Genomic DNA, 25,324 nt, shown 5'->3' on the forward strand with positions numbered 1-25,324 from the left:
AACTGGATTGAAAAGCGCTCAAGGCGTTTTGGGCCCCAGCAGCTGTTCCTGGAACGGGAGATCAGCCGGTGCGCTGATCCCGCTGGCTAGCCACTGACTGGTGAACCCCAGAATGAGGTTTTTCGACCAGTCAGCCACCAATAGAAATTGTGGCAGGAGGCGAGACTCCTGCCACCACTGATCCTGTTGTACCGGCCCCAGGCTCAACAGCCCGACCGCCACGACCACCAGCAAGGCCCCGCGGGCGGCGCCGAAGGCCATGCCCAGGAAGCGATCGGTCCCGGACAGCCCGGTGACGCGAATCAGCTCGCCGATGAGAAAGTTGATCATGGCCCCCACCAGCAGGGTGGCGACGAAAAGAATGGCGCATCCGGCGATGACCCGGGCCGAAGGCGTCTGGATATAAGCTTCCAGGTACTGCGACAGCGAGCCACCGAACATCCAGGCCACGGCACCGGCGATGATCCAGGTAAGCAGCGACAAGGCCTCTTTGACAAAGCCGCGCTTGAGACTGATCAGCGAAGAAATGGCGATGATCGCGAGAATCGCCCAGTCGACCCAGGTAAATGCCACAGTGTTGCCTGCAAACGGATAAGGCGGCGCATTTTACCAGAGCAACGGGCTGTCGGTAAGCAGTGATTTACCGCCCGGTACGGGCCGGGCGGCAAGGGTTCAACTGCGCTCGGGCTGGAAGCGTACGACAAAGCCCTTGAGCTTCTGCTGGCGGTTGATCACATCGCGCAGGCGCTCGGCCTCGGCGCGCTCGATCAACGGTCCGACATACACCCGGTTCATGCCTTCGGCCGAACGGATATAAGCGTTGTAGCCCTGGCTGCGCAGGGTTTTCTGCAGGTTGTCGGCGCTGGCGCGGTTGGCCAGGCTGGCCATCTGAATCGACCAGCTGACCGGCAGGCCATTGGCGTCGATCTTGCCCGCAGCAGGCTTGGTCGCAGCGGCGACGGTGGCTGCCGGCTTGGCTTCTACCTTGGCGGGCGCTGGCGTCGCCGGTTTTGCCGCGACAGCCGGTGCGGCCGGGGCCGGTGTCGGCAGCGGCGTGGCGGCCGGCGCCGGGGCAATCGGCGTGCTTGGCGCCTGCACCGGTGCCGTGGCCTGCTCGACGATCAGCGGCTCTTCAGGCACTACCTGCGGCTCGGGGACCTGCACCGGCTCTACCTGCACTTGCGGCAGGGTCGGCGCAGCCGGTGCCTCGGGGGCTTCGACGCGCACCTGGCGCATTTCGTCTTCGCGCGAGAACAGCATCGGCAGGAAGATCACCGCCAGCGCCACCAGCACCAGCGCCCCGACCATGCGTTGCTTGACCACTTTATCCAGCAATGCCATTTGCCCCGTCCTCCGTGGCCTGCCGGTCGAGCCACTGCAGGGCTTCGCCGACACAGAAAAATGATCCGAACAGCAGGATTTCGTCATCCGCCGTCGCCTGCGCGCACTGCCCTTCCAGGGCGGCGGCGACGCTGGGGTAAGACTGCACCGCAGCGCCAAGGTTCGTCAGCGCCGCCTGCAACTGGGCAGCCGGCCGGCTGCGGGCGGTGTCCAGCGGCGCCACGGCCCAGGCCTGAACCTGGTGCTGCAGCGGCTTGAGCACGCCGTCGAGGTCCTTGTCGGCGAGCAAACCGAACACCGCCAGGCGCTTGCCCGAAAGCGGCCGGGTGGCCAGGCGCTGAGCCAGGTACTCGGCAGCATGCGGGTTGTGCCCGACATCCATGAGGATAGTCAAAGGTTTGCCTTGCCAGGTAAAGGCTCGCCGATCGAGGCGGCCGACCATGCGCGTGCTGCGCAGGGCCTCGGCAATCTGCCCGGCATCCCACGGCAGGTCGAGCAACAGGTAGGCCTGCAATGCCAACGCGGCGTTTTCCATCGGCAGGTCGAGCAGCGGCAAATCCTGCAGCTCGACCACCTCGCCACGGGCATTGACCCCACGCCACTGCCAGTACTGGTCAGTGCTGGCCAGGTCGAAATCGCGACCGCGCAAAAACAGCGGGCTGTTCAGGGCGCGGGCCTTGTCCAGCAACGGCTGCGGCGGATTGAGGTCGCCACACAGGGCCGGCTTGCCCTGGCGGAAGATCCCGGCCTTCTCGAAGGCCACCAACTCACGGGTGTCGCCCAGGTAGTCGACATGGTCAACGCCGATGCTGGTGACCAGCGCCAGGTCGGCATCGACGATGTTGACGGTATCCAGGCGTCCGCCCAGGCCGACTTCGAGCACCACGGCGTCGAGCGCCGCCTGCTTGAACAGCCAGAACGCCGCCAGGGTACCGGCTTCGAAGTAGGTCAGGGAGATGTCGCCGCGGGCCGCTTCAACCGCGGCGAAGGCTTCGCACAGCTGCTCATCGCCGGCTTCAGCGCCGTTGATCTGCACCCGCTCGTTGTAGCGCAGCAGGTGCGGCGAGCTGTAGACGCCGACCTTGAGGCCCTGGGCGCGCAGCAACGCGGCAACGAAGGCGCAGGTCGAACCCTTGCCGTTGGTGCCGGTCACGGTGATTACCCGTGGCGCCGGCTGGCCCAGCCCGAGCCGCGCAGCGACCTGTTGCGAACGCTCCAGGCCCATGTCGATGGCCGACGGATGCAACTGCTCGAGGTAGGCGAGCCAGTCGCCAAGGGTACGTTGGGTCATACGGTGGCAGGCGCCGGCGGCACGACGATCGGCTCGATCACCGGGGCGACGAACGTGGGCGTCGGCAGGCCCATCATCTGGGCCAGCAGGTTGCCCAGCCGCTGACGCAGCTCCTGACGCGGGATGATCATGTCGATGGCGCCGTGCTCCAGAAGGAACTCGCTGCGCTGGAAGCCTTCTGGCAGCTTCTCGCGTACGGTCTGCTCGATCACCCGCGGGCCGGCAAAGCCGATCAGCGCCTTGGGCTCACCGACGATGACATCACCAAGCATCGCCAGGCTGGCAGAAACGCCGCCGTAGACCGGATCGGTCAGCACCGAGATGAACGGGATGCCTTCTTCGCGCAGGCGTGCCAGTACTGCGGAGGTCTTGGCCATCTGCATCAGCGAGATCAGCGCTTCCTGCATGCGCGCACCACCGGAGGCCGAGAAGCAGACCATCGGGCAGCGGTTTTCAAGGGCGTAGTTGGCGGCACGGACGAAACGCTCGCCGACGATGGCGCCCATCGAACCACCCATGAAGGAGAATTCGAAAGCGCTGACCACGATCGGCATGCCCAGCAGGGTACCGCTCATGGAGATCAGTGCGTCTTTCTCGCCGGTCTGCTTCTGGGCAGCAGTCAGGCGGTCCTTGTACTTCTTGCCATCGCGAAACTTCAGGCGGTCGACCGGTTCCAGGTCAGCGCCCAGCTCGGCGCGGCCTTCGGCATCGAGGAAGATGTCGATACGGGCGCGGGCGCCGATACGCATGTGATGGTTGCACTTAGGGCAGACATCCAGGGTCTTTTCCAGCTCCGGACGATACAGCACGGCCTCGCAGGACGGGCACTTGTGCCACAGGCCTTCAGGGACCGAACTCTTCTTCACCTCGGAACGCATGATCGAAGGGATCAGTTTGTCTACTAACCAGTTGCTCATGCTTTCTTTCTCCAGTAGCGGCGACCGGCAGGCTATGGCTGCCGGCTCGCGCGTATGCCCTTGAGCTCAATTCGTGTATGACGCGATGAAGATGCGGCTCCGGCGCCCGCCTGCAGCGAGCCACCCCGATACCGCACCCTCGTCAACCTGTAAGGGCGACGCCCGTGGCGTCACCCGCTAATTTCGACCGGCCCATGGGCGCGATCCGGCAGCACCGGGCTGCGAAAGCTATGGACGATGGCGCGCGGCCAGCCGTCACATCCGCAGCACGCAGCGCTTTCACGCCTGCTTGACCGCGCGGATAAACGCCTCGATCCGCGCCGGGTCCTTGATGCCCTTGGCCTGCTCCACGCCGCCGCTGACATCCACCGCATAAGGCCGCACCTGCGCAATGGCCTGGGCGACGTTATCCGGCGACAGGCCGCCGGCGAGGATGATTGGCTTGCTCAGTTGCGCAGGCACCAGCGACCAGTCGAACGCCTCGCCGGTACCGCCGGGCACGCCGGCCACGTAGGTATCGAGAAGAATGCCGCTGGCACCGCTGTAGCGCTTGCAGCTGGCCTCCAGGTCGTCGCCCGGGCGCACCCGCAAGGCCTTGATCCATGGACGGTTGTGACCTGCGCAATCGGCCGGGGTTTCATCGCCATGGAACTGCAGCAGGTCGAGCGGCACCGCTTCGAGGATTTCCGTCAGCTCGCAACGGCTGGCGTTGACGAACAGGCCGACGGTGGTGACGAACGGCGGCAAGGCGGCGATGATCGCCCGCGCCTGCTGCACATCGACCGCCCGCGGGCTCTTGGCATAGAACACCAGGCCGATGGCATCGGCGCCCGCCTCGGCTGCGGCCAGCGCATCCTCGATGCGGGTAATGCCGCAGATTTTGCTGCGAACGGCGCTCATGACCTGTGAACCTCAGCAGAAAGCGGAAAGTCCCGGATGTTAGCAAATGGCTTGCGGGCCGTCAGCCCGTCAATGCCTCGTAGCCGGTAATGAAGTGTGGGCCGATGTAACGCTCGGGCAGTTCGAACTCGTCGTGGTACTCGACCTGCACCAGGTACAGCCCATACGGATGCGCGGTCACCCCGCCGGCGCGCCGCTCGCGGCTTTGCAGCACTTCCAGGGCCCACTCCGGCGGGCGCTCGCCAGCGCCGATGGTCATCAGCACACCGGCAATGTTGCGCACCATGTGGTGCAGGAAGGCGCTGGCACGGATGTCGAGGACGATCATCTGGCCGTGGCGGGTAACACGCAGGTGATGGAGGTTCTTGACCGGCGACTTGGCCTGGCACTGGCCGGCGCGAAAAGCACTGAAATCGTGGGTGCCGACCAGGTACTCGGCGGCCAGGGCCATGCGCTCGGCGTCTAGCGGCCGGTGGTTCCAGGTCACCTCTTCGCCCAGGTGCGCCGGGCGGATCTGGTCGTTGTAGATCACATAGCGGTAACGCCGGGCAATGGCCTTGAAGCGCGCATGGAAGTGCGCCGGCATCTGCTTGGCCCAGGACACGCTGATGTCGTGCGGCAGGTTGATGTTGGCGCCCATGGTCCAGCCCTTCATGCTGCGCACCGCCTGGGTGTCGAAATGCACCACCTGGCCGCAGGCATGCACGCCGGCATCGGTGCGCCCGGCACAGTGCAGGGTGACCGGCGAATCGGCCACCCGCGACAAGGCTTCTTCGAGGGTTTGCTGCACGCTTGCCACGCCACTGGCTTGGCGCTGCCAGCCGCGGTAGCGCGAACCTTTGTACTCAACGCCCAGGGCGATACGAAAGAAGCCTTCGGCGGCCACTTCGGCAGCCGCGTTATCAATGATTTCCAAGGGGATACAGCCTGTCGGTTTAGCAGATGGCGGCAATTATAACGACAACGGCAGCCACTTGGGCTGCCGTTGGTTTTACACAGGGTGAACTCAGACCAGGCGCGAGAGCAGCTCGTCGGCTTCCTGGCGCTGGGCATCGCTGCCGTCCTTGCGCACTTCGTCGAGAATGTCGCGGGCACCGTCATGGTCGCCCATGTCGATATAGGCCCGGGCCAGGTCGAGCTTGGTGGCCACTTCATCGGCGCCGCCGAGGTAGTCGAAATCATCGTCGAGGTCGTCGCTGATCGCGGCGTCCGCTTCGCTGAAGTGCGGCTCGATCGACGGCTGCTCAAGGCTTTGCGACAGCTTGTCGAGTTCGGCGTTGACGTCATCGAGCTCCGAGGCAAAGTTTTTATCCGCCTGCGAGTCCTCCAGCGACAGCGACAGGTCGAAGTCTTCCGGCAGGTCCAGCTCGCTCAGCGGGTCGAACTCGGGCATGGTTTCATCGAACGCTGCAAGCTCTGCGGCGATATCGACGGTCTCGCTGTTCGGCGCCAGCGCCGGCTCGTCGCCAGCGACATCGAGGTCGAAATCGGCGAGGTCGTCCAGGGCCTGCTCAGGCTCGGCAAGATGCTCTGCGAGCAAGGCGTCGAAGTCCGGTTGCGCCGGGCTGGCTTCGCTCGCGACTGCTTCGGCTTGTGGCGCCTCAACAGCCAGCGAGGGCTCGTCGAGCAGTGGCGGCGCGTCCAGCTCCAGGCCTTGCAGGTCGTCATCCAGGCTCAGGTCGAAGGCACTGTCCAGGTCGTCTTCAGGAACAGACTCAGGCTCGGCCAGCGATTCTTCAACCACAGGTTCAGGTTCAGGTTCAGGCTCGGCCTCTGCTTCTGGCTCAACGGCTGGCTCGACGGCTGGTTCGGCTTCTGCCGGCGGTTCGGCTGGCGCCTCGTCCTGCAGCAGCTCCTGGACATACTGGGCATCCAGTTCGGCCGCCAGCGCCGCCGCGCCGACGCCCGCCGCCGCGACGGCGAGCATGGCCGGGAAGCGGTTTTTCAGGGCTTCGACATCGGCATGGTTCTGGCCGGTGGCAATCAGCTGCCGCTCGTGGCCGACAAAGGCATCGCGATCGCCCTGGCGGGCATAGACTTCCATCAGTTTCAGGCGCAGGTCGCTGCGCTCAGGGGCTGCGGCAACCGCAGGTTCGAGCAGTTCGGCAGCGTGATTGAGGCGACCACGGGCAATGCTCAACTCTGCTTCGTCGAGCACAGCGTCGCCGGTCGGGGCTGCCGGGCTGGCCGCCGGAGCAACCAATGGCGCGGCAATCGGGCCTTGCACCGGCTTGCTCGGCGCTGGCTCCGCCACCACAGGCGCCGGCTCTTCGGCAGGCAAGGCGGCGGCTGTGGCGGCGGCGGCAGATGCCGCGACCACTGCCGGTGCCAGGGTCACGCTCGGCGGCGCGATGTCCAGGCCTTCAAAACTGCTTGGCGGCAGGTCCAGGTCTGGGGCGCGCTCGCCCTCTTCGGCCAGGGCGCGGGCCATGCGCAGGTGTTTTTCCGCTTCCTGGTCGGCCTTGCGCTTGCGTGCCAGCAACAGCAGCAGAAGCAACAGCACCAACAACGCGGAACCGGCGATCAGCGCCAGCAACAACGGGTTGCCGAGCAGATCGTCGAGCATCTTGTTCGAGTCGGCCGGTGCCTGGTCGGCAGCAGGCTGCGCCGGATCAACCGGTGCGGTATCGACCGCAGCCGGTGCCGGGGTGACCACCGGTTCGGCAGGAGCCGGCTGCAACTCGGCGGCAATGGCCGGCGGCTGGGCCGCGGCAGCTTCAGGCGCCGGCGCGCCAGCGGCGCCCTGGGCTTCAAGCTTGGCCAGTTGGTCGTTTTTCAGCGCGATCAGGCGCTGCAGTTTGTCCAGCTGGCTCTGCAGGTCGGCCATGCGGCCTTTGAGCTCTTCATTGTCACGTCGGCTGGTGTCCAGGCTTTCCTGGGCCACAGCCAGCTTGTCGTTGAGACCTTTACTGCCCGCAGCGCCTTTGCTGCCGGGTGCGACCAGCTTGAGGTTGTCCTGGTTGGCGATACGTGCCGGCGCCGCCTCGGTGCCGCTGCGCCGGGTGGCGTCCAGCTGGCGTGCGCGCGGGCCCAGGCGCCGGCCTTCGCGCCAGGCAGCGTACTGCTCGGCCACTTCGGTAACGGCCTGGGCCTGAGGGATACTGGTGATCTGCTGTTGATCGGGCAGGCGCAAGACCTGGCCGGTTTTCAGCAGGTTGATGTTGCCGTTGATGAAGGCATCCGGGTTCAGCGCCTGAATGGCCAGCATGGTCTGCTGCACCGACCCGCCCTGACGGGCTTTCGAGGCGATTTCCCACAGGGTGTCGCGACGCACGGTGGTGTAGTTGGCCGCGGTTACCGCAGGCGCAACGCCGGCCGGCGCCGGTTGCCCGGCCGGAGCGTTGAACTTGGCCGGGTCGACCAGCACGCTGTAGTCGCGCAGCAGGCGACCGCTCGGCCACATGACCTGGACCAGGAACTTGACCATCGGCGCCGGCAGCGGCTGGCTCGAGGTCACCCGCAACACGCTCTTGCCGTTGGGGTTGATCACCGTGGTGAAGGTCAGGTCATTGAGAAACGCCTGGCGCTCGACACCGGCCTTGGCGAACTCTTCGGCCGGCGCCAGGCTCGGCGCTACTTCGGCCGCGGTCAGGTCGCGGACATCGAGCAGTTCGATCTCGGCATCCAGGGGCTGGTTCTGCGCTGACTTCAAGGTCAGCTCGCCCAACCCGAGGGCATGCGCCATACCGGACGACAGCGCCGACGCCGCGGCTATTGCTAAGACCAGTTTGCGAATTCGAAGCATGACCTCTTCCTTTGAATGAACCTTCCCCGGCAAGCGAGAACAAGTGGAGCAAATTGTCGGCAAGTATCTTTTACACAAGGCCTTTTATCAACAATTGCGCCAGCTGGACCGCGTTCAGGGCCGCACCTTTGCGCACATTGTCGGTGGTCAGCCAGAGGTTGAGCTGCTCAACCTCGTCGATTCCACCCCGTACCCGTCCAACATAGACCACGTCCTGGCCCACTGCGTCACCCACCGGCGTCGGATAATCACCCTCCTCCACCAGTTCGATGCTGTCAGCGGCTTCCAGTGCGGCGTTGACCGCCGCCAAGTCGACCGGCGTGCGGCTTTGCACGGACACACTGTAGCTATCGCCGAAAAACACCGGGACTTGAACGCAGGTCACCGAAATCTTCAGTGAAGGCAAGCCGAGCACTTCGCGCAACTCACTGACCAGGCGGCGTTCAAGGGCGCCATGGCCGTCAGCATCGCTGGCACCGACCTGGGCCAACAGGTTGAAGGCCATCTGCCGGTCGAAGAAGCGCGGCTCCAGCGGGCGGGCGTTGAGCAGCTCGGCGGTCTGCCGGGCCAGCTCGTTGACCGCCTCGCGACCCTGGGCCGAGACCGCCAGGCACGCGGTGACATTAATGCGCTCAAGCTCCAGCAAGCCCTTAAGGGGCGCCAGGGTTACCGCCAGGGCAATCGCTGCGGCGCTTGGGCTGCTCAGTTGCTGCGGCGCCTTGAGGCTGTCGAGCACTGCCGGGTTGGCTTCCGGCACCACCGCCGGTGCCTGCTCGGCCAGCAAGCCGCCGGACAGGTCGATGACTGCGCAACCAGCCGCCTGGGCCCGTGGCGCGAAGCTGCGGGTCACTGCCGGGCCGGCGGCGAAGAAGGCCAGCTTGACCTTGCTGAAGTCGAAGCTGTCGACCTCGCGCACGCGCAGGCTCTTGCTGCGAAACATCACGCCGCTGCCCGCCGATTCGTTGCTGGCCAGCAGGTGCAGGGTGCCGACCGGGAAATCGCACTCGTCGAGGATCTGCACGAGGGTTTCACCGACAGTACCGGTGGCACCGATAACGGCGATATCAATAGGCTGGCTCATGGAAAAATCCTCTGCTGAAACGGCGGGAGCGGCACTTTACTTGGATTCTCATGCGCGGAACACCTGAATCGCGGGTCAACCCCGCTCCCACAGCGTGGACCACCCACAAAAAAGCCCGTGCTGTTTCCAGCACGGGCTTGGGTTCAACACTGCCTGGCGATCAACGCTCCAGGAGGATGCGCAGCATGCGCCGCAGCGGCTCGGCCGCGCCCCACAGCAGCTGGTCACCAACGGTGAAGGCGCCCAGGTACTGGGAACCCATGTTCAGCTTGCGCAGGCGACCCACCGGGATGTTCAGGGTACCGGTGACGTTGGTCGGGCTGAGCTCCTGCATGCTGATTTCACGCTGGTTCGGCACCAGCTTCACCCAAGGGTTGTGCTGGCTGATCATGCCTTCGATGTCGGCAATCGGCACGTCCTTGTTCAGCTTGATGGTCAGTGCCTGGCTGTGGCAACGCATGGCGCCGATGCGCACGCAGATGCCGTCGACCGGGATCGGGCTCTTGAAGCGGCCGAGGATCTTATTGGTCTCGGCCTGGGCCTTCCACTCTTCACGGCTCTGGCCGTTAGGCAGCTCTTTGTCGATCCACGGGATCAGGCTGCCGGCCAGCGGCACGCCGAAGTTCTCGGTCGGGTAGGCGTCGCTGCGCATGGCCTCGGCAACCTTGCGGTCTATGTCGAGGATGGCGCTGGCCGGGTTGGCCAGGTCATCGGCGACCGCGGCGTGGGTCGCGCCCATCTGGCGAATCAGCTCGCGCATGTTCTGCGCACCGGCGCCGGAGGCTGCCTGGTAGGTCATGGCGCTCATCCACTCGACCAGGCCGGCTTCGAACAGGCCGCCCAGGCCCATCAGCATCAGGCTGACGGTGCAGTTGCCGCCGATGTAGTTCTTGGTACCGGCGTCGAGCTGCTGGTCGATGACCTTGCGGTTGACCGGGTCGAGAACGATGACCGCATCATCCTGCATGCGCAGGCTGGAGGCGGCGTCGATCCAGTAGCCCTGCCAGCCGGCTTCACGCAGCTTGGGGAAGACTTCGTTGGTGTAGTCGCCGCCTTGACAGGTCAGGATCACATCGAGGGTCTTGAGCTCTTCAATGCTGTAAGCGTCCTTGAGTGAAGCAATATCCTTGCCCACTGCCGGACCCTGGCCACCGACGTTGGAGGTGGTGAAGAACACCGGCTCGATAAGATCAAAATCCTGCTCTTCCAGCATCCGCTGCATGAGCACGGAACCGACCATACCGCGCCAACCGATCAGACCTACACGTTTCATCGCAACTACACCTTTGCTAAAAAGTGGGCCGCTGCTTCACTAGGAAAAACAGCAGCGGGCCCGAGAGATTACAGATTCCGCAGCGCTGCGACTACTGCGTCGCCCATTTCCTGCGTACCTACCTTGCTGCAACCGTCCGACCAGATGTCGCCGGTACGCAGCCCCTGATCCAATACCAGGCTGACGGCCTTTTCAATGGCCTCGGCTGCCGCCTGCTGGTTGAAGCTGTAACGCAGCATCATCGACACCGACAAGATGGTCGCCAGCGGGTTGGCGATGCCCTGGCCGGCGATGTCCGGTGCCGAGCCGTGGCAAGGCTCGTACATGCCCTTGTTGTCGGCATCCAGCGACGCTGATGGCAGCATGCCAATGGAGCCGGTGAGCATGGAAGCCTCATCCGACAGGATGTCGCCGAACATGTTGTCGGTGACCATCACGTCGAACTGCTTGGGCGCACGCACCAGTTGCATGGCGGCGTTGTCGACGTACATGTGGCTGAGTTCGACGTCCGGGTAGTCCTTGGCGACTTCCTCGACGATCTCGCGCCACAGCTGGCTGGAGGCCAGGACGTTAGCCTTGTCGACCGAGCAGAGTTTTTTACCGCGCACGCGGGCCATGTCGAAACCGACCCGGGCGATACGGCGGATTTCGCTCTCGCTGTATGGCAGGGTGTCGTAGGACTGGCGCTCGCCGCCTTCCAGCTCGCGGGTGCCGCGGGGTGCGCCGAAATAGATGCCGCCGGTCAGCTCGCGAACGATGAGGATGTCCAGGCCGGCGACGATTTCTGGCTTGAGCGACGAAGCGTCGGCCAGTTGCGGGTAGAGAATCGCCGGACGCAGGTTGGCGAACAGGCCCAGTTGCGAGCGGATTTTCAGCAGGCCGCGTTCAGGGCGAATGTCGCGCTCGATCTTGTCCCACTTCGGCCCGCCAACGGCGCCGAGCAGCACGGCATCGGCCTTGCGTGCGCGCTCCAGGGTCTGGTCGGCCAGCGGCACGCCGTGCTTGTCGATGGCGGCGCCGCCGATGACGTCGTGCTCCAGGCTGAAACCGAGCTGGAACTTGTCGTTGGCCAGTTCCAGCACCTTGACCGCCTCGGCCATGATTTCCGGACCGATGCCATCACCTGGAAGAATCAGAATCTGCTTGCTCATGCTTTCCTCTATTCAATTCAAGCGGCACGCCCTGTTGGCCTGCCGGAAAAAACCTAGCGTTCGGCCCAGAGCACCACGACATCGGTGCTGAACGAGCCGTCGGCTTCAATCTGGTAATACTGCCGTACTTCTTCGCCCATCGCCTGCTGCAATTGGCGGATGGCGCCACGCATCACCTCGGGGGTGCGCATGCGCTCGACCCACGAGTTGTACTCCAGGCGCAGGCGCTGGCGGTTGTGGCTGCGGGTGAACAGGCCGGCTTCGCTGACCTGCTGCAGCCATTCGCTGGCCGAATAATCGCGTACATGGCTGGTGTCGCGCAGCACCTCGACGCTCTGCAGGTAAGTGTCGAGCAACGGGCTGCCCGGCGACATGACGTCGATGAAGGCTGCCACGCCGCCGGGCTTGAGCACCCGCTTCACTTCCCGCAGCGCCAGGCCCAGGTCGCTCCAGTGGTGCGCCGAGTAGCGGCTGAAGACGAAATCAAACGATGCATCGGCGAACGGCAGGCGCTCGGCGACGCCACGTTCGGTGACGATGTTCTCGAAGCCACGCTCGGCGGCGGCAGCGGCGACCACGTCGAGCATCTGCTGCGACAGGTCGTAGGCCACCACTTCACGCACCAGCGGGGCAACGTGGAAACTCACATGGCCGGCGCCACAGCCAAGGTCCAGCAGGCGTGCCCGGCCTTGGCCGGCAAGTTCGGCCTGCAACAGGGCGAACTCGCTGCCCTGGGCATGCACGGCGCTGCTCAGGTAGGCACTGGCCTGTTCGCCGAACTGGCGCTGGACGACGTCCTTATGGGTGGTGCTGGTCATCTGCATCTCCTGGGGCCTTATCGCGGGGCATGTGGGAGCGGGCTTGCCCCGCGATTGGCATCAATCAAGCGTCACGAAACAACCAGGGCTGGCTGGCCCGGTGCTTGGCTTCAAAGGCGGCAATCGCATCGCCGTCCTGCAAGGTCAGGCCGATGTCATCCAGGCCGTTGAGCAGGCAGTGCTTGCGAAATGCATCGATCTCGAAGGTCAGCACCTTGCCGTCCGGGCGGGTCACGGTCTGAGCCTGCAAGTCGATGCTCAACTGGTAACCCGGATCGGCTTCAACCTGCTTGAACAGCTCGTCGACTTCCTCATCGCTGAGGATGATCGGCAGCAAGCCGTTCTTGAAGCTGTTGTTGAAGAAGATGTCGGCATAGCTCGGCGCGATGATGCTGCGAAAGCCGTACTCTTCCAGGGCCCACGGCGCATGTTCACGGCTTGAGCCACAACCGAAGTTCTCGCGGGCGAGCAACACGCTGGCACCTTGATAACGCGCGTGATTGAGCACGAAATCCGGGTTCTGCGGGCGCTTGCTGTTGTCCTGGTACGGCTGGCCGACATCCAGGTAACGCCATTCATCGAACAGGTTGGGGCCAAAGCCGGTGCGCTTGATCGACTTCAGGAACTGCTTGGGAATGATCTGGTCGGTGTCGACGTTGGCACGGTCCAATGGCGCGACAAGGCCGGTGTGCTGGGTAAAGGCTTTCATGCTGCGCTCCCTTGGATCAACTCGCGTACATCGACAAAACGGCCGGTAACGGCGGCGGCGGCGGCCATGGCCGGGCTCACCAGGTGGGTACGGCCACCGGCGCCCTGACGCCCTTCAAAGTTGCGGTTAGAGGTCGAGGCACAATGCTCACCACTCTCCAGGCGGTCGGGGTTCATCGCCAGGCACATCGAGCAACCCGGTTCACGCCACTCAAAGCCCGCTTCGAGGAAAATCTTGTCCAGGCCTTCTTTCTCGGCCTGGGCTTTGACCAGGCCCGAGCCCGGCACCACGATCGCCTGCTTGATGGTCGCGGCCACCTTGCGGCCCTTGGCGATCTCGGCGGCGGCGCGCAGGTCTTCGATGCGCGAGTTGGTGCAAGAGCCGATAAACACCCGGTCGAGCTGGATGTCGGTGATCGCCTGGTTGGCATTCAAGCCCATGTACTTCAACGCCCGCTCGATCGAGCCACGCTTGACCAGATCGGCCTCGGCAGCCGGGTCCGGTACGCGCTGGTCGACGGCCAGGACCATCTCCGGCGAGGTGCCCCAGCTGACCTGCGGCTTGATCTGTGCAGCGTCCAGCTCGATCACCGTGTCGAACACAGCATCGGCGTCGGACACCAGGTCTTTCCAGGCTTCGACCGCTTGCGCCCACTGCTCGCCCTTGGGTGCATAGGGGCGGCCCTTGACGTACTCGACGGTTTTTTCATCGGTGGCCACCAGACCTACCCGGGCGCCGGCTTCGATGGACATGTTGCAGATGGTCATGCGCCCTTCGACCGACAACTCGCGAATCGCACTGCCGGCGAATTCCATGGCATGGCCGTTGCCGCCGGCGGTGCCGATCTTGCCGATCACGGCGAGGACGATGTCCTTGGCGGTGACGCCGAACGGCAATGTGCCTTCAACGCGCACCAGCATGTTCTTCATCTTTTTGGCCACCAGGCACTGGGTAGCGAGCACGTGCTCGACCTCGGACGTACCGATACCGTGGGCCAGGGCGCCGAAGGCACCGTGGGTCGAGGTGTGCGAGTCGCCGCAGACCACGGTCATGCCCGGCAAGGTCGCGCCCTGCTCCGGGCCGATGACGTGGACGATGCCCTGACGCACGTCATTCATCTTGAATTCGACGATGCCATACTCGTCGCAGTTTTCATCGAGGGTCTGAACCTGCAAGCGCGAGACCTGGTCGACAATGGCATCGATACCGCCCTTGCGCTCCGGGGTGGTCGGCACGTTGTGATCAGGCGTGGCGATGTTGGCATCGATGCGCCAGGGTTTGCGATTGGCCAGACGCAGGCCTTCGAAGGCTTGCGGCGACGTCACTTCGTGAATGATGTGACGGTCGATGTAGATCAGCGCCGAACCATCGTCGCGCTGCTTGACCAAATGCGAATCCCAGAGCTTGTCGTAAAGCGTTTTGCCGGCCATCAGACTGTTCCTCATCAGCGTCTTTCTATGCCAATAACCCCTTGGCTTGTACGGACGATGCTATGCCGGTAGATTGAATAACTCAAATTCATAATTTTTATGCTTTGGATAACCAAAAGGAATTCGAGTAGTGGACCTGGCCAACCTCAATGCCTTTATCGCGATTGCCGAGACCGGCAGCTTTTCCGGAGCCGGCGAGCGCCTGCACCTGACCCAGCCGGCAATCAGCAAACGCATCGCCGGCCTTGAGCAGCAACTGGATGTGCGCCTGTTCGACCGCCTCGGCCGCGAGGTCAACCTGACCGAGGCCGGGCGTGCCCTGCTGCCGCGCGCCTACCAGATCCTCAATGTGCTGGACGACACCCGCCGGGCGCTGACCAACCTTACCGGCGAAGTCAGCGGGCGCCTGACCCTGGCCACCAGCCATCACATCGGCCTGCACCGCCTGCCGCCGCTGCTGCGAGCCTTCACCCGCCAGTACCCGGCGGTGGCGCTGGATATCCAGTTTCTCGACTCGGAAGTTGCCTACGAAGAAATCCTCCATGGCCGCGCAGAGATCGCCGTCATCACCCTGGCCCCGGAGCCGCACCATCTGGTGCGTGCCGTGCCGGTATGGGACGATCCGCTGGACTTCGTCGCCGCCCCAGAGCACCCGCTGGCACGCAAAGGCGCGGTCAGCCTGGCCGACATTGCCCACCATCCGGCGGTGTTCCCCGGTGGTAACACTTTCACACACCATATCGTCCAGCGCCTGTTCGAAGCCCAGGGCCTGACGCCGAACATCGCCATGAGCACCAACTACCTGGAAACCATCAAGATGATGGTCTCCATCGGCCTGGCATGGAGCGTGCTGCCGCGTACTATGCTCGACGAGCAGGTTGCGCCCATCGCCTTGCCGGGCATACAGCTGTCGCGCCAGCTAGGCTACATTCTGCACACCGAACGAACGTTATCGAATGCCGCCAGGGCCTTTATGGCATTGCTCGACAGCCATGCAAGCCCCTTGAACCACTGAGGTAGTACCCGGGCACACCCGCCCGCTCAAGGACGCGTTATCTGCCAAAGGTCTGGTATCGATGCCCAAATCAGCAAACCGTTTTCCGCGCATGCCCCGAATTCATGCAGCGGACCCCCAGGAATCGGAGCAAACCTGGGAAAACGCCCCGCAACTGTTGGCGGCGCTTAACGGTGCGCGCCTGGGTGCCTGGTTCTGGGATGTCGAGACCGGGCAGATCAGCTGGTCGCGCGGCACCCAGGCGCTGTTCGGCTTTGACCCGCACCAGCCGCTGCCCAATGACCTGGACTACCTGGAACTGGTGCCCATGGAAGACCGCGCCCGCGCCCTGCAGGCCTTTCATGCGGTGGTCAACGGCGAGCCGGTCGAGCAAGCCCTGCGCCATCGCATCCGCTGGCCCGACGGCAGCCTGCACTGGCTGGAAATCAACGGCAGCATGACCAAGGACCGCAACGGCCGGCGACAGATGGTCGGGGTGATTCGCGAAATTACCCGCCAGCGTGAACGGGAAGCGGCGCTGATCAACTCGGAAAAGCGCTTTGCCACGCTCTTCCACCTGAGCCCCAATGTCATCCTCCTGACCCGCCGCGCCGACGGCATGATCTACGAGGTAAACCAGCACTTCGAGAACATCCTCGGCTGGCCGGGCCACCAGATCATCAACAAGAGCACCCTCGAACTTGGCCTGTGGGTGCATCCACAGCAGCGCCTGCAGGTGCTGGCGGCGACCAGCGGCACCAGCGGCCCGGTGACCCTCGAGGTGCAGTTTCGCGGCAGCAGCGGCGAAGTCCACGACGGCCTGCTCTGTACCCAGAACATCGACCTGGAAGGCACCGCCTACCTGCTCAGCACCTTCGTCGACACCAGCGAGCGCAAACGCGCCGAACAAGCGCTCAAGGACAGCCAGGAACGCCTGGACCTGGCCCTGGACTCGGCACAACTGGGCACCTGGGACTGGCACATCCCCAGCGGCATGCTCTATGGCTCGGCGCGCGCCGCCGAACTGCACGGCCTTGAGCCGGTGCCGTTTCACGAATCCTTCGAGTCGTTTTTCGAAGGCGTGCCGGAAATGGAACGCAGCAGCATGCGCCAGGCCTACCGCAGCCTGCGCGAAGGTCCGGCCGGCAATTACCAGATCACCTACCGCATCCAGATGGAAGACGGCAGCTCGCGCTTCATTGAAAGCCGCGCGCGCCTGTACCGCGATGAACAGGGCAACCCGCTGCGCATGGCCGGCACCTTGCTGGACATCACCGAACAAGTGGAGCGCGAGCAGCGCCTGACCAGTTCCGAAGAAAAGTTCGCCAGCCTGTTCCAGGCCAGCCCCGACCCGATCTGCGTGACCCGCCAGGACAGCGGCCAGTTCATCGAGATCAACCCGGCCTTTACCCAGGTGTTTGGCTGGAACGCCGAACAGGTACTGGGCAACACCGCCGAACAGATCGGCCTGTGGGCCGAGTCGGCCGAACGCGCCCGGCGCATCGAACGGGTGATCCGCGACCAGGCCTTGAACAACGTCGCCGTGGTGGTCAACCACAAGGACGGGCAGCCGCTGACCTGCGTGATTTCCAGCCGCCTGATCAAGGTCGACAACCAGCCCTGCAGCGTCACCACCCTGCGCGACATCACCCAGCAGCAGCGCGCCGAAGCGGCGCTCAAGGCCAGCGAAGAGAAATTCGCCAAGGCCTTCCATTCAAGCCCCGACGCCATCACCATCACCGAACGCGACAGCGGCCGCTACTTGGAGGTCAACGACGGTTTCTGCCGCCTGACCGGCTACAGCGCCGCTGAAGTGATCGGCCAGACTGTGCACGACATCGGCATCTGGGCTGACGACAAACAGCGCGCCGCGCTGCTCAACGAATTCCACGACAAAGGCCGCGTGCATCACCGGGAAATGCTCGGGCGCAACAAGCGTGGCGACATTCTCACCGTCGAGGTTTCGATCGAGCCGATCAACCTCAACGAAACCGAGTGCCTGCTGCTCACCGCCCGCGACGTCAGCCAGTTGAAGAATGCCCAGGCGCAGATCCGCCACCTGGCCTACCACGACCCACTGACCAACCTGCCCAACCGCGCCCTGTTGATGGACCGCCTGAGCCAGCAGATCGCCCTGCTCAAGCGCCACAACCTGCGTGGCGCCCTGCTGTTTCTCGACCTCGACCACTTCAAGCACATCAACGATTCGCTCGGCCATCCGGTCGGCGACACGGTGCTGAAGATCATCACCGCGCGCCTGGAAGCCAGCGTGCGCCTGGAAGACACCGTCGCGCGCCTGGGCGGTGACGAGTTCGTGGTGCTGCTCAGCGGCCTTGAAGGCAGCCGCGAGGAAGTCACGGAAAAAGTCCGCGAACTGGCCGACACCCTGCGCGAACTGCTGGCCGAGCCAATGTCGCTGGACGGCCAGCGCCTGCAGGTGACGCCGAGCATCGGCGTGGCGCTGATCCCCGACCACGGCTCGACCCCGGCCGATTTGCTCAAGCGTGCGGACATCGCCCTGTACCGGGCCAAGGACTCCGGGCGCAACACCACGCAAATGTTCCACACCACCATGCAAAAGGCTGCCAGCGAGCGCCTGCGCATGGAAAACGACCTGCGCCTGGCCCTGGCCCGCGGCGAACTGGCCCTGCACTTCCAGCCCCAGGTCGACGCCCGCGACAACCGCATCGTCGGCGCCGAAGTGCTGTTGCGCTGGCACCACCCGCAACTGGGCCAGCAGCCGCCGGCGCAGTTCATTCAGGTACTGGAAGAAAGCGGGCTGATCCTCGAAGTTGGCAGCTGGATCCTCGACGAAGCCTGCGACGCCTGCGCCGGTATGCTGCGCGACGGCCTGATCGACCCCGACGACTTCAGCCTGTGCGTGAACATCAGCCCGCGCCAGTTCCGCCAGAACGACTTCGTCGAACGGGTAATGCGCAGCCTTGACGACTATCGCCTGCCGCACAAGATCCTCAAGCTGGAAATCACCGAAGGCATCGTCATCCAGAACCTCGAAGACACCATCAGCAAAATGCGCGAGCTCAAGGCCTTTGGCGTGAGCTTTGCCATGGATGATTTCGGCACCGGCTACTCCTCGCTGACCTACCTCAAGCGCCTGCCGGTGGATGCCCTGAAGATCGACCAGTCCTTCGTCCGCGACGCCCCGATCGACCCCAACGACGCCGAAATCGTCCGCGCCATCGTCGCCATGGCCCGCAGCCTGGACCTGGCGGTGATTGCCGAAGGGGTCGAGCTGTCGGAGCAACTGGAGTTTCTTGAGCGGCTGGGCTGCCACCTGTACCAGGGCTACCTGCATAGCCGGCCGTTGCCGCTGGGGGAGTTTCGGGCGATGTTGCTTGAAGCGCCGGCGGGCTACTGAAGCTTTCGAAAATGTAGAAGCGGGCTAGCTCCGCGATATCGTCCCGCCCGCCACATCGCATCGCGGGTCAAGCCCGCTCCCACAAAAGCAACTCGAATCGTGCTCTTGATCTGCCGGCCCCGTTAACCAGAAGGGCCGTAGCGACACCGGAGCGAGGGAACCCGAAGCGCAGCGTAGGGCCCACTGGTGGGGCGAGAATTTTTGCTTACTTTTCTTTCGACTGAAAAAAGTAAGCCGCCGTAAGGGCGGAAAGGTGCCTCGGCAGCACCCTCGCCAATGGATAATCACCAAAGACAAAAAGGGCACCCGAAGGTGCCCTCATTCACATCAAACAATCAATTCAGAGCAGGCTTGCTCTCACCATTGATAGGAATCCGCTTGGCCTTGGCCTCTTCCGGCACAATCCTCAGCAGATCAATGCTCAGCAGCCCGTTCGCCAGACCAGCCGCCTTGACCTCGATATGGTCAGCCAACCGGAACGACAACTTGAACGCCCGTTGGGCGATGCCCTGATGCAGATAGGTAACGCTATCAGCGTTGCTGTCACGCTTGCCGCCAGTCACGGTCAAGACGCCTTTTTCCACCTGCAGGTCCAGATCCTGCTCCTGGAAACCGGCCGCAGCAACGACGATTCGATAATGGTCATCGCCATGTTTTTCAACGTTGTAGGGAGGGTAGCTGCTACCCGCCTCATTACGCGCCGCAGACTCGAACAGGTCATTGAAACGGTCGAAACCTACGGAATGACGGAACAGTGGAGCCAGAGAAAAAGCAGTAGTCATGATGCATCTCCTGAAAATCAGCGAGGTTGTGTAGTAGCGCGACCCGACTTCGGCATCGCGTACTCCCTAGATAAGGACCCTCGCCTGCTTTTCAAGCAACCCTGCAAAAATTTTTTCAGGCCGCCTCGCTGACCGGTACACCAATCAACTGCCCGACCCGATCGCAGTCGGTTTCCCGACGCAATTCGGTGAACAGCGCCACCGCTTCGGGGTAGGTGCGGGTCAGCATCGCCACCCATTGCTTGAGACGCCCCGGCGCCTGGCGCGGGGTCATCTGCGCGCGGGCCTGGCCCCAGAAGTCCTGGATCAGCGGCAGCAAGCTCTGCCAGTCCATGGGCACGAACTCGACGCCATCACGTTCGGCGGCAATCTGCCGGGCCAGGTCCGGGCGCGAAACCAGGCCACGCCCCAGCATGATGTCTTCAACGCCACTGACTTCGCGGCAGCGCCGCCAGTCTTCCAGGGTCCAGACCTCGCCGTTGGCATACACCGGCACCTTGACCACCTCTTGCACCCGCGCCACCCACTCCCAATGGGCCGGCGGCTTGTAGCCGTCAACTTTGGTCCGCGCGTGCACCACCAACTGCTCGGCGCCGCCTTCGGCCAGGGCCCGGGCGCAGTCCAGGGCGCCGTCGGGGCTGTCGAAACCCAGGCGCATCTTGGCCGTGACCGGGATATGCGCAGGCACCGCGCGACGCACTTCACGCAAGATCGCGTGCAGCAGTTCCGGCTCCTTGAGCAGCACCGCTCCGCCCCGCGACTTGTTGACGGTCTTGGCCGGGCAGCCAAAGTTGAGGTCGATCACCGGCGCGCCCAGCTCACAGGCCAGCACTGCGTTGTCGGCCAGGCACACCGGGTCGGAACCGAGCAATTGCACCCGCAACGGCACCCCGGCCGCAGTGCGGGCGCCCTGGCTCAGCTCCGGCGCGAGCTTTTCGAAGGTCGCCGCCGGCAGCAGGCGGTCGCAGACCCGAATGAACTCGGTGACACACCAGTCGATGCCGCCCACCTGGGTCAGTACGTCGCGAAGAATATCGTCGACCAGCCCCTCCATCGGGGCCAGGGCAATTTGCATGGGTTGCATCTCGGCTGGAAAAGGCCGGCAGTCTAGCAAAATCCGCGGCTTACAGCGCTCCGGCCATCAGCGCCGGGCCATAGCCGTCGATAAACTCGGCCGGCATGCGCTTGGGTCGCCCTGTGGATAACTCGATGCAGACGAAGGTGGTTTGCGCACGCAGCAAGGTGGTGCCGTCGCTGGGGCGGACCAGCTGGAAGCGCCGGGTCATTTTCAGCCGCTGGTCCCAGTCGACGATCCAGGTTGCCAGTTGCAGCTCGTCGTCTTCGTAGGCAGCGGCCAGGTAGTCGATTTCGTGGCGGACCACCGCCATGGCCCGGTCCAGGCGCCGGTATTCGGCCAGGTCCAGCCCCAGGCGCTGGGAGTGGCGCCAGGCGCAGCGCTCGAGCCAGGTGACGTAGACCGCGTTGTTGGCGTGGCCGAGGCCGTCGATGTCGTCGGCAGCGACCCGCAGGTCGATGATGAACGGTGTTGCCAGGTCCCAACTCATGCCCGCTCCAGATCCGTGGTTAACGGGCAGAGTGTACCGGATGCTCAGGCCGATTGCCGGGCCGGTGAACTGCTGCGCTGCAGCAGCGCCAGCACCCCTTCGCGCACTTGTGGGTCAGCCAGCACCCGCAGGTGACCACCGTCGGGCAGGCGCAGCAGGCGGCTGTCGAACCAGGCGCGGTGGATGGCGTCGGACTCGTCTACCGGTACCAATTGGTCGTCCTCGGCATGCACGATCAAGCCGGGCAGCTCCAGTTGGTAGCCGCTGACATCCAGGCGGGAAATCTGCACGCCGACATCGCGCTCAATCTGGCGAATGAACGCCGCCCGCGCCCGCGCCGGCATGCCCAGGTGACGAGCGAAACCGCGGATCACGCCAAGCAACTGCGCCGGCGCGGCGATGCTCACCGCCACTTCGGCGCGCAGCCCCCACTGCAACGCCAGGAGCATGCTGGCGCCGCCCATGGAATGGCCAACCACGGCCTTGAGCGGCGGCAGTTCGGCGGCGGCTTCCAGCAAGGCACGGGCGAACAGCACCACGTTAGCTTCGTTGCCCGGCGAGCGGCCATGGGCCGGGCCTTCCAGGGCCACGGCGGTGTAACCGGCGTCGACCAGGCTGTCGATCAGGTGGGCGAACTGGGTCGGGCGCCCTTCCCAGCCGTGCATCAGCAGCACGGTCGGGCCCTGGCCCCAGCGCAGTGCCGAGAGGCCGAAACGCAAGGTGATGCGCTCGGCGCGGGCCAGCAGCGGCAGCTCCCAGTCTCGCGGCGGCCGGTTGCGCGGGGTCATGAAGGCACGGCGCATCTTGCGCGCGATATGTTCCGGCGCCAGATGCCCGAGGGTGCCGTTAACGCTACGAATCCAGCTCAAGGTATTCATCGCTTCACTCCGGTGGATATCGCGTAGTTCAGACAACCGCCGACTTGGCGGCGCGCAGGATGCGGTCAGACAGCTCGTCAGTGCCCAGGGCCCGGGCCAGGGCCAGGCCACCAATCATCAGGGCCATGTCGGCGAGCACCTTGTCGGCCTCTTCCGGGCTGTCGGCGAGGTTGGCCATCATCAGTTCAATGTGTTCGGCCAGCACTTCGCGGAAGGCCTCCGGAAGGCGCGCCATTTCGCCCAGCGAGGTGGGCAGCGGGCAGGCACGCTCGGTGGCGTCGCGGTGCTTGCGCGACAGGTAGAAGGCGGCAACCAGGGCCCGGCGCTCCTCGCCGCTCATGTTCGGGTCGACTTCGGCGAGCAGCGCCCGACGCTCGCCCAGCAACTGGCGAAAGGCTTCGAGCATCAACGCGTCCTTGCTGTCGAAATGGGCGTAGAAGCCACCGACGGTCAGGCCGGCGGCGCCCATCACCTGATTGACGCTCGGCTCGGCGGGGCCATGCTGGATCAGCGCACTGCAGGCAGCATCGAGAATCCGTTCGCGGGTCTTGGCCTTTTTGTCGTTCATGCTCGCCTCCAAAATATTATGGTTAGAATATTATTCTCATAATATTTTTTCGCAAGCAGAAATTGCTGCCGCTGGTCGCGTCAGGCAAGAAAGGTGTGCGGAGAAGTTTTTTCGAGACAAAAACAAAAGGCTCATTCAATAATCGAATGAGCCTTGAAATCCCACAAAGTGGGTAAAATGGCGTCCCCTAGGGGACTCGAACCCCTGTTACCGCCGTGAAAGGGCGGTGTCCTAGGCCACTAGACGAAGGGGACTTGTAACCTTCGTGCAGATCCGTTTTCACGAATCCTGGCAAAATTGGTGGAGCTAAGCGGGATCGAACCGCTGACCTCCTGCATGCCATGCAGGCGCTCTCCCAGCTGAGCTATAGCCCCAGATTTCTAGCCTCGCGGCCCAGCGACTTCTTTCGATGTCGCTTGTGTAAAACTGGCGTCCCCTAGGGGACTCGAACCCCTGTTACCGCCGTGAAAGGGCGGTGTCCTAGGCCACTAGACGAAGGGGACGAACCTTCTTACCTTACCAACCCGGTCGCTGGAACCCGGTTGATTTCGCAGTCAGTCTAGCTGACTGCGAATCGGAATTTGGTGGAGCTAAGCGGGATCGAACCGCTGACCTCCTGCATGCCATGCAGGCGCTCTCCCAGCTGAGCTATAGCCCCACAATGTCGCTTTGAACTTGAACCGCTTGGCTGGGTGCTTCGCGTTTCGTTTTCGTTCATCGCTGTGGACGGGGCGCATATTAAGATCGGATGGCGAACCTGTCAAATATATTTTCAACAAAATTCAAAAAAAATTTCCGAGATAACAAACACTTACCGCCCGAGCGGATGAAACACCCCGGATTTACAGGGGTTTGCGGGCCTCTTCGCGGGGCAAGCCCGCTCCTACTGAACAGGTAGGAGCGGGCTTGCCCCGCGAAGTTTTACCAAGGTCAGGCAATCAGGCGATGGTGCCCAGGAGCTTTTCCCACTCTTTGTTTTCTTTCTTCGACACACCACCGAGCAGGTCCAGAGCCTGGCGCAGGCGGTAGCGGGTCAGGTCCGGGCCGAGGATTTCCATGGCATCGAGCACCGAAACCGAGCTGGCCTGGCCGGTGATGGCGGCAAACATCAGCGGCATGGCATCACGCAGCTTCAGCTCCAGGGCTTCGACCACAGCCTGGATGCAAGCGGTGATCCGCTCTTTTTCCCACTGGCGCAGGCTTTCGAGCTTCCACAGGATCAGCTGGATCACCTGGCGTACCTGGTCGGCCGAGAGTTTTTTGCTTTCGAACAGCTTGGCGTCGAGCTTGAGCGCACCTTCAAAGAAGAAGCCGCCCAGCGGCACGACCTGGCTGAAGGTCTCTACCCTGCCCTGCACGTGCGGCGCGATCTGCATCATGTAGTCGCTGTTGAATGCCCACTTCTGCAGGCGCGCAGCGAATTCCTCTACCGGCAGCTCGCGCAGCCATTGGCCGTTGAGCCACGACAGCTTCTCGATGTCGAAGATCGGCCCGCCGAGGGACACCCGCGACAGGTCGAAGTGCTCGACCATCTCGGCCAGGGAGAACTTCTCGCGCTCGTCGGGCATCGACCAGCCCATGCGGCCCAGGTAGTTGAGCATGGCTTCGGGCATGAAGCCCATGCGCTCGTAGAAGGTCACCGAGGTCGGGTTCTTGCGCTTGGACAGCTTGCTCTTGTCCGGGTTACGCAGCAGCGGCATGTAGCACAGGGTCGGCTGTTCCCAGCCGAAGTACTCGTACAGCTTGATCAGCTTGGGCGCCGACGGCAGCCATTCTTCGCCGCGCAGCACGTGGGTGATGCCCATCAGGTGGTCATCGACGACGTTGGCCAGGAAGTAGGTCGGCAGGCCGTCGGTCTTCATCAGCACCTGCATGTCCATGCGGTCCCACGGGATTTCGACGTCGCCACGGAGCATGTCCGGGACCACGCAGACGCCTTCACTCGGCACCTTCATGCGGATCACGTGCGGCTCGCCAGCGGCCAGGCGGCGCTGCACTTCTTCAGCCGACAGCAGCAAGGCGCGACCGTCGTAGCGCGGGGTTTCGCCGCGGGCCATCTGCTCGGCACGCATCTGGTCGAGCTCTTCGGCGGTGCAGAAGCACGGGAAGGCGTGGCCAAGGTCGACCAGTTGCTGGGCGTACTGCTTGTAGATATCGCCCCGCTCGCTCTGCCGGTAAGGGCCATGCGGGCCGCCGACGTCCGGACCTTCGCTCCACTCGATGCCGAGCCAGCGCAGAGCGTCGAAGATTTGCTGTTCCGACTCGCGGGTCGAGCGCAGCTGGTCGGTATCTTCGATACGCAGGATGAACTCGCCGCCGTGCTGCTTGGCAAAGCAGTAGTTGAACAGGGCGATGTAAGCGGTGCCGACGTGGGGATCGCCAGTAGGCGAAGGCGCGATACGCGTGCGAACGGTGGTCATGGACAGTCTCGAACTAGAGATGAAACAAAGGCTGGATGTTAACAGGGAGCGGGCACCGGGCTCCAGCAATGGGCGCGATCGG

Annotated in this window: 21 protein-coding genes and 4 tRNA genes; 2 read left to right on the forward strand and 23 right to left on the reverse strand. The window is 63.8% G+C overall.

Annotated elements, in window-relative coordinates; all coding sequences use genetic code 11:
• Window positions 1-18 precede the first annotated feature (18 nt).
• The 13 genes from LOY54_RS19285 to leuC form a co-directional block, all read right to left on the reverse strand.
• Window positions 19-573: a CvpA family protein gene (locus LOY54_RS19285; RefSeq protein ID WP_045195095.1), complete on the reverse strand. Its 555-nt coding sequence runs from the start codon at window positions 571-573 to the stop codon at window positions 19-21.
• A gap of 99 nt (window positions 574-672) precedes the next feature.
• Window positions 673-1,341 (reverse strand): SPOR domain-containing protein, encoded by a 669-nt coding sequence (locus LOY54_RS19290; protein ID WP_213603602.1) that lies wholly within the window; start codon window positions 1,339-1,341, stop codon window positions 673-675.
• Entirely contained in the window at window positions 1,325-2,632 is a 1,308-nt protein-coding gene (gene folC, locus LOY54_RS19295) for a bifunctional tetrahydrofolate synthase/dihydrofolate synthase (protein WP_258607613.1), read from the reverse strand. The genes LOY54_RS19290 and folC overlap by 17 nt, the downstream gene beginning before the upstream one ends.
• A complete protein-coding gene (gene accD, locus LOY54_RS19300; RefSeq protein WP_045195100.1) occupies window positions 2,629-3,549 on the reverse strand; it encodes an acetyl-CoA carboxylase, carboxyltransferase subunit beta in 921 nt (306 codons plus the stop codon). The genes folC and accD overlap by 4 nt, the downstream gene beginning before the upstream one ends.
• 279 nt (window positions 3,550-3,828) lie before the next feature.
• Complete coding sequence (locus tag LOY54_RS19305; protein WP_045195103.1) at window positions 3,829-4,449, reverse strand: phosphoribosylanthranilate isomerase; 621 nt, start codon at window positions 4,447-4,449, stop codon at window positions 3,829-3,831.
• Between the two features lie 61 nt (window positions 4,450-4,510).
• Entirely contained in the window at window positions 4,511-5,335 is an 825-nt protein-coding gene (truA, locus tag LOY54_RS19310) for a tRNA pseudouridine(38-40) synthase TruA (protein ID WP_184959567.1), read from the reverse strand.
• A gap of 120 nt (window positions 5,336-5,455) precedes the next feature.
• Complete coding sequence (locus LOY54_RS19315) at window positions 5,456-8,194, reverse strand: FimV/HubP family polar landmark protein (RefSeq protein ID WP_258607615.1); 2,739 nt, start codon at window positions 8,192-8,194, stop codon at window positions 5,456-5,458.
• A 70-nt stretch (window positions 8,195-8,264) separates the two neighbouring features.
• Window positions 8,265-9,275, reverse strand: coding sequence for an aspartate-semialdehyde dehydrogenase (locus LOY54_RS19320; RefSeq protein WP_258607617.1), 1,011 nt, complete (start codon window positions 9,273-9,275; stop codon window positions 8,265-8,267).
• Between the two features lie 160 nt (window positions 9,276-9,435).
• Window positions 9,436-10,548: an aspartate-semialdehyde dehydrogenase gene (asd, locus tag LOY54_RS19325; RefSeq protein WP_258607619.1), complete on the reverse strand. Its 1,113-nt coding sequence runs from the start codon at window positions 10,546-10,548 to the stop codon at window positions 9,436-9,438.
• A gap of 68 nt (window positions 10,549-10,616) precedes the next feature.
• Window positions 10,617-11,699 carry a 3-isopropylmalate dehydrogenase gene (gene leuB / locus LOY54_RS19330; RefSeq protein WP_045195110.1) on the reverse strand — a complete coding sequence of 361 codons (1,083 nt, stop codon included), beginning with the start codon at window positions 11,697-11,699 and terminating at the stop codon, window positions 10,617-10,619.
• A gap of 53 nt (window positions 11,700-11,752) precedes the next feature.
• Window positions 11,753-12,517, reverse strand: a complete 765-nt coding sequence (locus tag LOY54_RS19335) for a class I SAM-dependent methyltransferase (protein ID WP_258607620.1) — start codon at window positions 12,515-12,517, stop codon at window positions 11,753-11,755.
• Window positions 12,518-12,581: 64 nt separating this feature from the next.
• Window positions 12,582-13,226 carry a 3-isopropylmalate dehydratase small subunit gene (gene leuD, locus LOY54_RS19340; protein ID WP_045195114.1) on the reverse strand — a complete coding sequence of 215 codons (645 nt, stop codon included), beginning with the start codon at window positions 13,224-13,226 and terminating at the stop codon, window positions 12,582-12,584.
• Window positions 13,223-14,656: a 3-isopropylmalate dehydratase large subunit gene (leuC, locus tag LOY54_RS19345; protein WP_045195116.1), complete on the reverse strand. Its 1,434-nt coding sequence runs from the start codon at window positions 14,654-14,656 to the stop codon at window positions 13,223-13,225. The genes leuD and leuC overlap by 4 nt, the downstream gene beginning before the upstream one ends.
• Window positions 14,657-14,786: 130 nt before the next feature.
• Between leuC and LOY54_RS19350 the strand changes: the two genes are divergently transcribed.
• Window positions 14,787-15,671: a LysR family transcriptional regulator gene (locus tag LOY54_RS19350; protein ID WP_093380610.1), complete on the forward strand. Its 885-nt coding sequence runs from the start codon at window positions 14,787-14,789 to the stop codon at window positions 15,669-15,671.
• Window positions 15,672-15,732: 61 nt separating this feature from the next.
• Window positions 15,733-19,029 (forward strand): PAS domain S-box protein, encoded by a 3,297-nt coding sequence (locus LOY54_RS19355; protein ID WP_045195120.1) that lies wholly within the window; start codon window positions 15,733-15,735, stop codon window positions 19,027-19,029.
• Window positions 19,030-19,364: 335 nt separating this feature from the next.
• On the opposite strand, the gene LOY54_RS19360 is transcribed toward LOY54_RS19355, so the two are convergent.
• From LOY54_RS19360 to gltX, 10 genes are all read right to left on the reverse strand, one after another.
• Window positions 19,365-19,811 (reverse strand): Hsp20 family protein, encoded by a 447-nt coding sequence (locus tag LOY54_RS19360; RefSeq protein WP_045195122.1) that lies wholly within the window; start codon window positions 19,809-19,811, stop codon window positions 19,365-19,367.
• A gap of 115 nt (window positions 19,812-19,926) precedes the next feature.
• Window positions 19,927-20,886 (reverse strand): tRNA-dihydrouridine synthase, encoded by a 960-nt coding sequence (locus LOY54_RS19365; protein ID WP_258594430.1) that lies wholly within the window; start codon window positions 20,884-20,886, stop codon window positions 19,927-19,929.
• Between the two features lie 49 nt (window positions 20,887-20,935).
• The gene (locus LOY54_RS19370; RefSeq protein ID WP_045195126.1) at window positions 20,936-21,376 is read right to left on the reverse strand and encodes a thioesterase family protein; all 441 of its coding nucleotides are present in this window, start codon (window positions 21,374-21,376) and stop codon (window positions 20,936-20,938) included.
• A gap of 44 nt (window positions 21,377-21,420) precedes the next feature.
• Window positions 21,421-22,254 (reverse strand): alpha/beta fold hydrolase, encoded by an 834-nt coding sequence (locus LOY54_RS19375; protein WP_123567284.1) that lies wholly within the window; start codon window positions 22,252-22,254, stop codon window positions 21,421-21,423.
• A gap of 28 nt (window positions 22,255-22,282) precedes the next feature.
• The gene (locus LOY54_RS19380) at window positions 22,283-22,822 is read right to left on the reverse strand and encodes a TetR/AcrR family transcriptional regulator (RefSeq protein WP_045195130.1); all 540 of its coding nucleotides are present in this window, start codon (window positions 22,820-22,822) and stop codon (window positions 22,283-22,285) included.
• 178 nt (window positions 22,823-23,000) lie between these two features.
• Window positions 23,001-23,076 (reverse strand) — tRNA-Glu (locus LOY54_RS19385).
• 44 nt (window positions 23,077-23,120) lie between these two features.
• Window positions 23,121-23,196, reverse strand: a tRNA-Ala gene (locus LOY54_RS19390).
• Window positions 23,197-23,249: 53 nt separating this feature from the next.
• Window positions 23,250-23,325 (reverse strand) — tRNA-Glu (locus LOY54_RS19395).
• A gap of 79 nt (window positions 23,326-23,404) precedes the next feature.
• Window positions 23,405-23,480: transfer RNA gene (locus tag LOY54_RS19400), tRNA-Ala, on the reverse strand.
• Window positions 23,481-23,760: 280 nt separating this feature from the next.
• Window positions 23,761-25,242, reverse strand: coding sequence for a glutamate--tRNA ligase (gene gltX / locus LOY54_RS19405; protein ID WP_045195132.1), 1,482 nt, complete (start codon window positions 25,240-25,242; stop codon window positions 23,761-23,763).
• Window positions 25,243-25,324: the final 82 nt, after the last annotated feature.

Source organism: Pseudomonas sp. B21-032, assembly GCF_024748965.1.
GTDB lineage: Bacteria > Pseudomonadota > Gammaproteobacteria > Pseudomonadales > Pseudomonadaceae > Aquipseudomonas.

Bases quoted from the DNA above. Each gene is read 5' to 3' on its own strand.
- LOY54_RS19380 (WP_045195130.1), bottom strand. From the start codon at position 22,822: ATGAACGACAAAAAGGCCAAGACCCGCGAACGGATTCTCGATGCTGCC.
- LOY54_RS19305 (WP_045195103.1), bottom strand. From the start codon at position 4,449: ATGAGCGCCGTTCGCAGCAAAATCTGCGGCATTACCCGCATCGAGGAT.
- LOY54_RS19365 (WP_258594430.1), bottom strand. From the start codon at position 20,886: ATGCAAATTGCCCTGGCCCCGATGGAGGGGCTGGTCGACGATATTCTT.
- LOY54_RS19375 (WP_123567284.1), bottom strand. From the start codon at position 22,254: ATGAATACCTTGAGCTGGATTCGTAGCGTTAACGGCACCCTCGGGCAT.
- LOY54_RS19360 (WP_045195122.1), bottom strand. From the start codon at position 19,811: ATGACTACTGCTTTTTCTCTGGCTCCACTGTTCCGTCATTCCGTAGGT.
- leuC (WP_045195116.1), bottom strand. From the start codon at position 14,656: ATGGCCGGCAAAACGCTTTACGACAAGCTCTGGGATTCGCATTTGGTC.
- asd (WP_258607619.1), bottom strand. From the start codon at position 10,548: ATGAAACGTGTAGGTCTGATCGGTTGGCGCGGTATGGTCGGTTCCGTG.
- LOY54_RS19290 (WP_213603602.1), bottom strand. From the start codon at position 1,341: ATGGCATTGCTGGATAAAGTGGTCAAGCAACGCATGGTCGGGGCGCTG.
- LOY54_RS19320 (WP_258607617.1), bottom strand. From the start codon at position 9,275: ATGAGCCAGCCTATTGATATCGCCGTTATCGGTGCCACCGGTACTGTC.
- LOY54_RS19315 (WP_258607615.1), bottom strand. From the start codon at position 8,194: ATGCTTCGAATTCGCAAACTGGTCTTAGCAATAGCCGCGGCGTCGGCG.
- folC (WP_258607613.1), bottom strand. From the start codon at position 2,632: ATGACCCAACGTACCCTTGGCGACTGGCTCGCCTACCTCGAGCAGTTG.
- accD (WP_045195100.1), bottom strand. From the start codon at position 3,549: ATGAGCAACTGGTTAGTAGACAAACTGATCCCTTCGATCATGCGTTCC.
- leuB (WP_045195110.1), bottom strand. From the start codon at position 11,699: ATGAGCAAGCAGATTCTGATTCTTCCAGGTGATGGCATCGGTCCGGAA.
- leuD (WP_045195114.1), bottom strand. From the start codon at position 13,226: ATGAAAGCCTTTACCCAGCACACCGGCCTTGTCGCGCCATTGGACCGT.
- LOY54_RS19355 (WP_045195120.1), top strand. From the start codon at position 15,733: ATGCCCAAATCAGCAAACCGTTTTCCGCGCATGCCCCGAATTCATGCA.
- LOY54_RS19335 (WP_258607620.1), bottom strand. From the start codon at position 12,517: ATGACCAGCACCACCCATAAGGACGTCGTCCAGCGCCAGTTCGGCGAA.
- gltX (WP_045195132.1), bottom strand. From the start codon at position 25,242: ATGACCACCGTTCGCACGCGTATCGCGCCTTCGCCTACTGGCGATCCC.
- LOY54_RS19370 (WP_045195126.1), bottom strand. From the start codon at position 21,376: ATGAGTTGGGACCTGGCAACACCGTTCATCATCGACCTGCGGGTCGCT.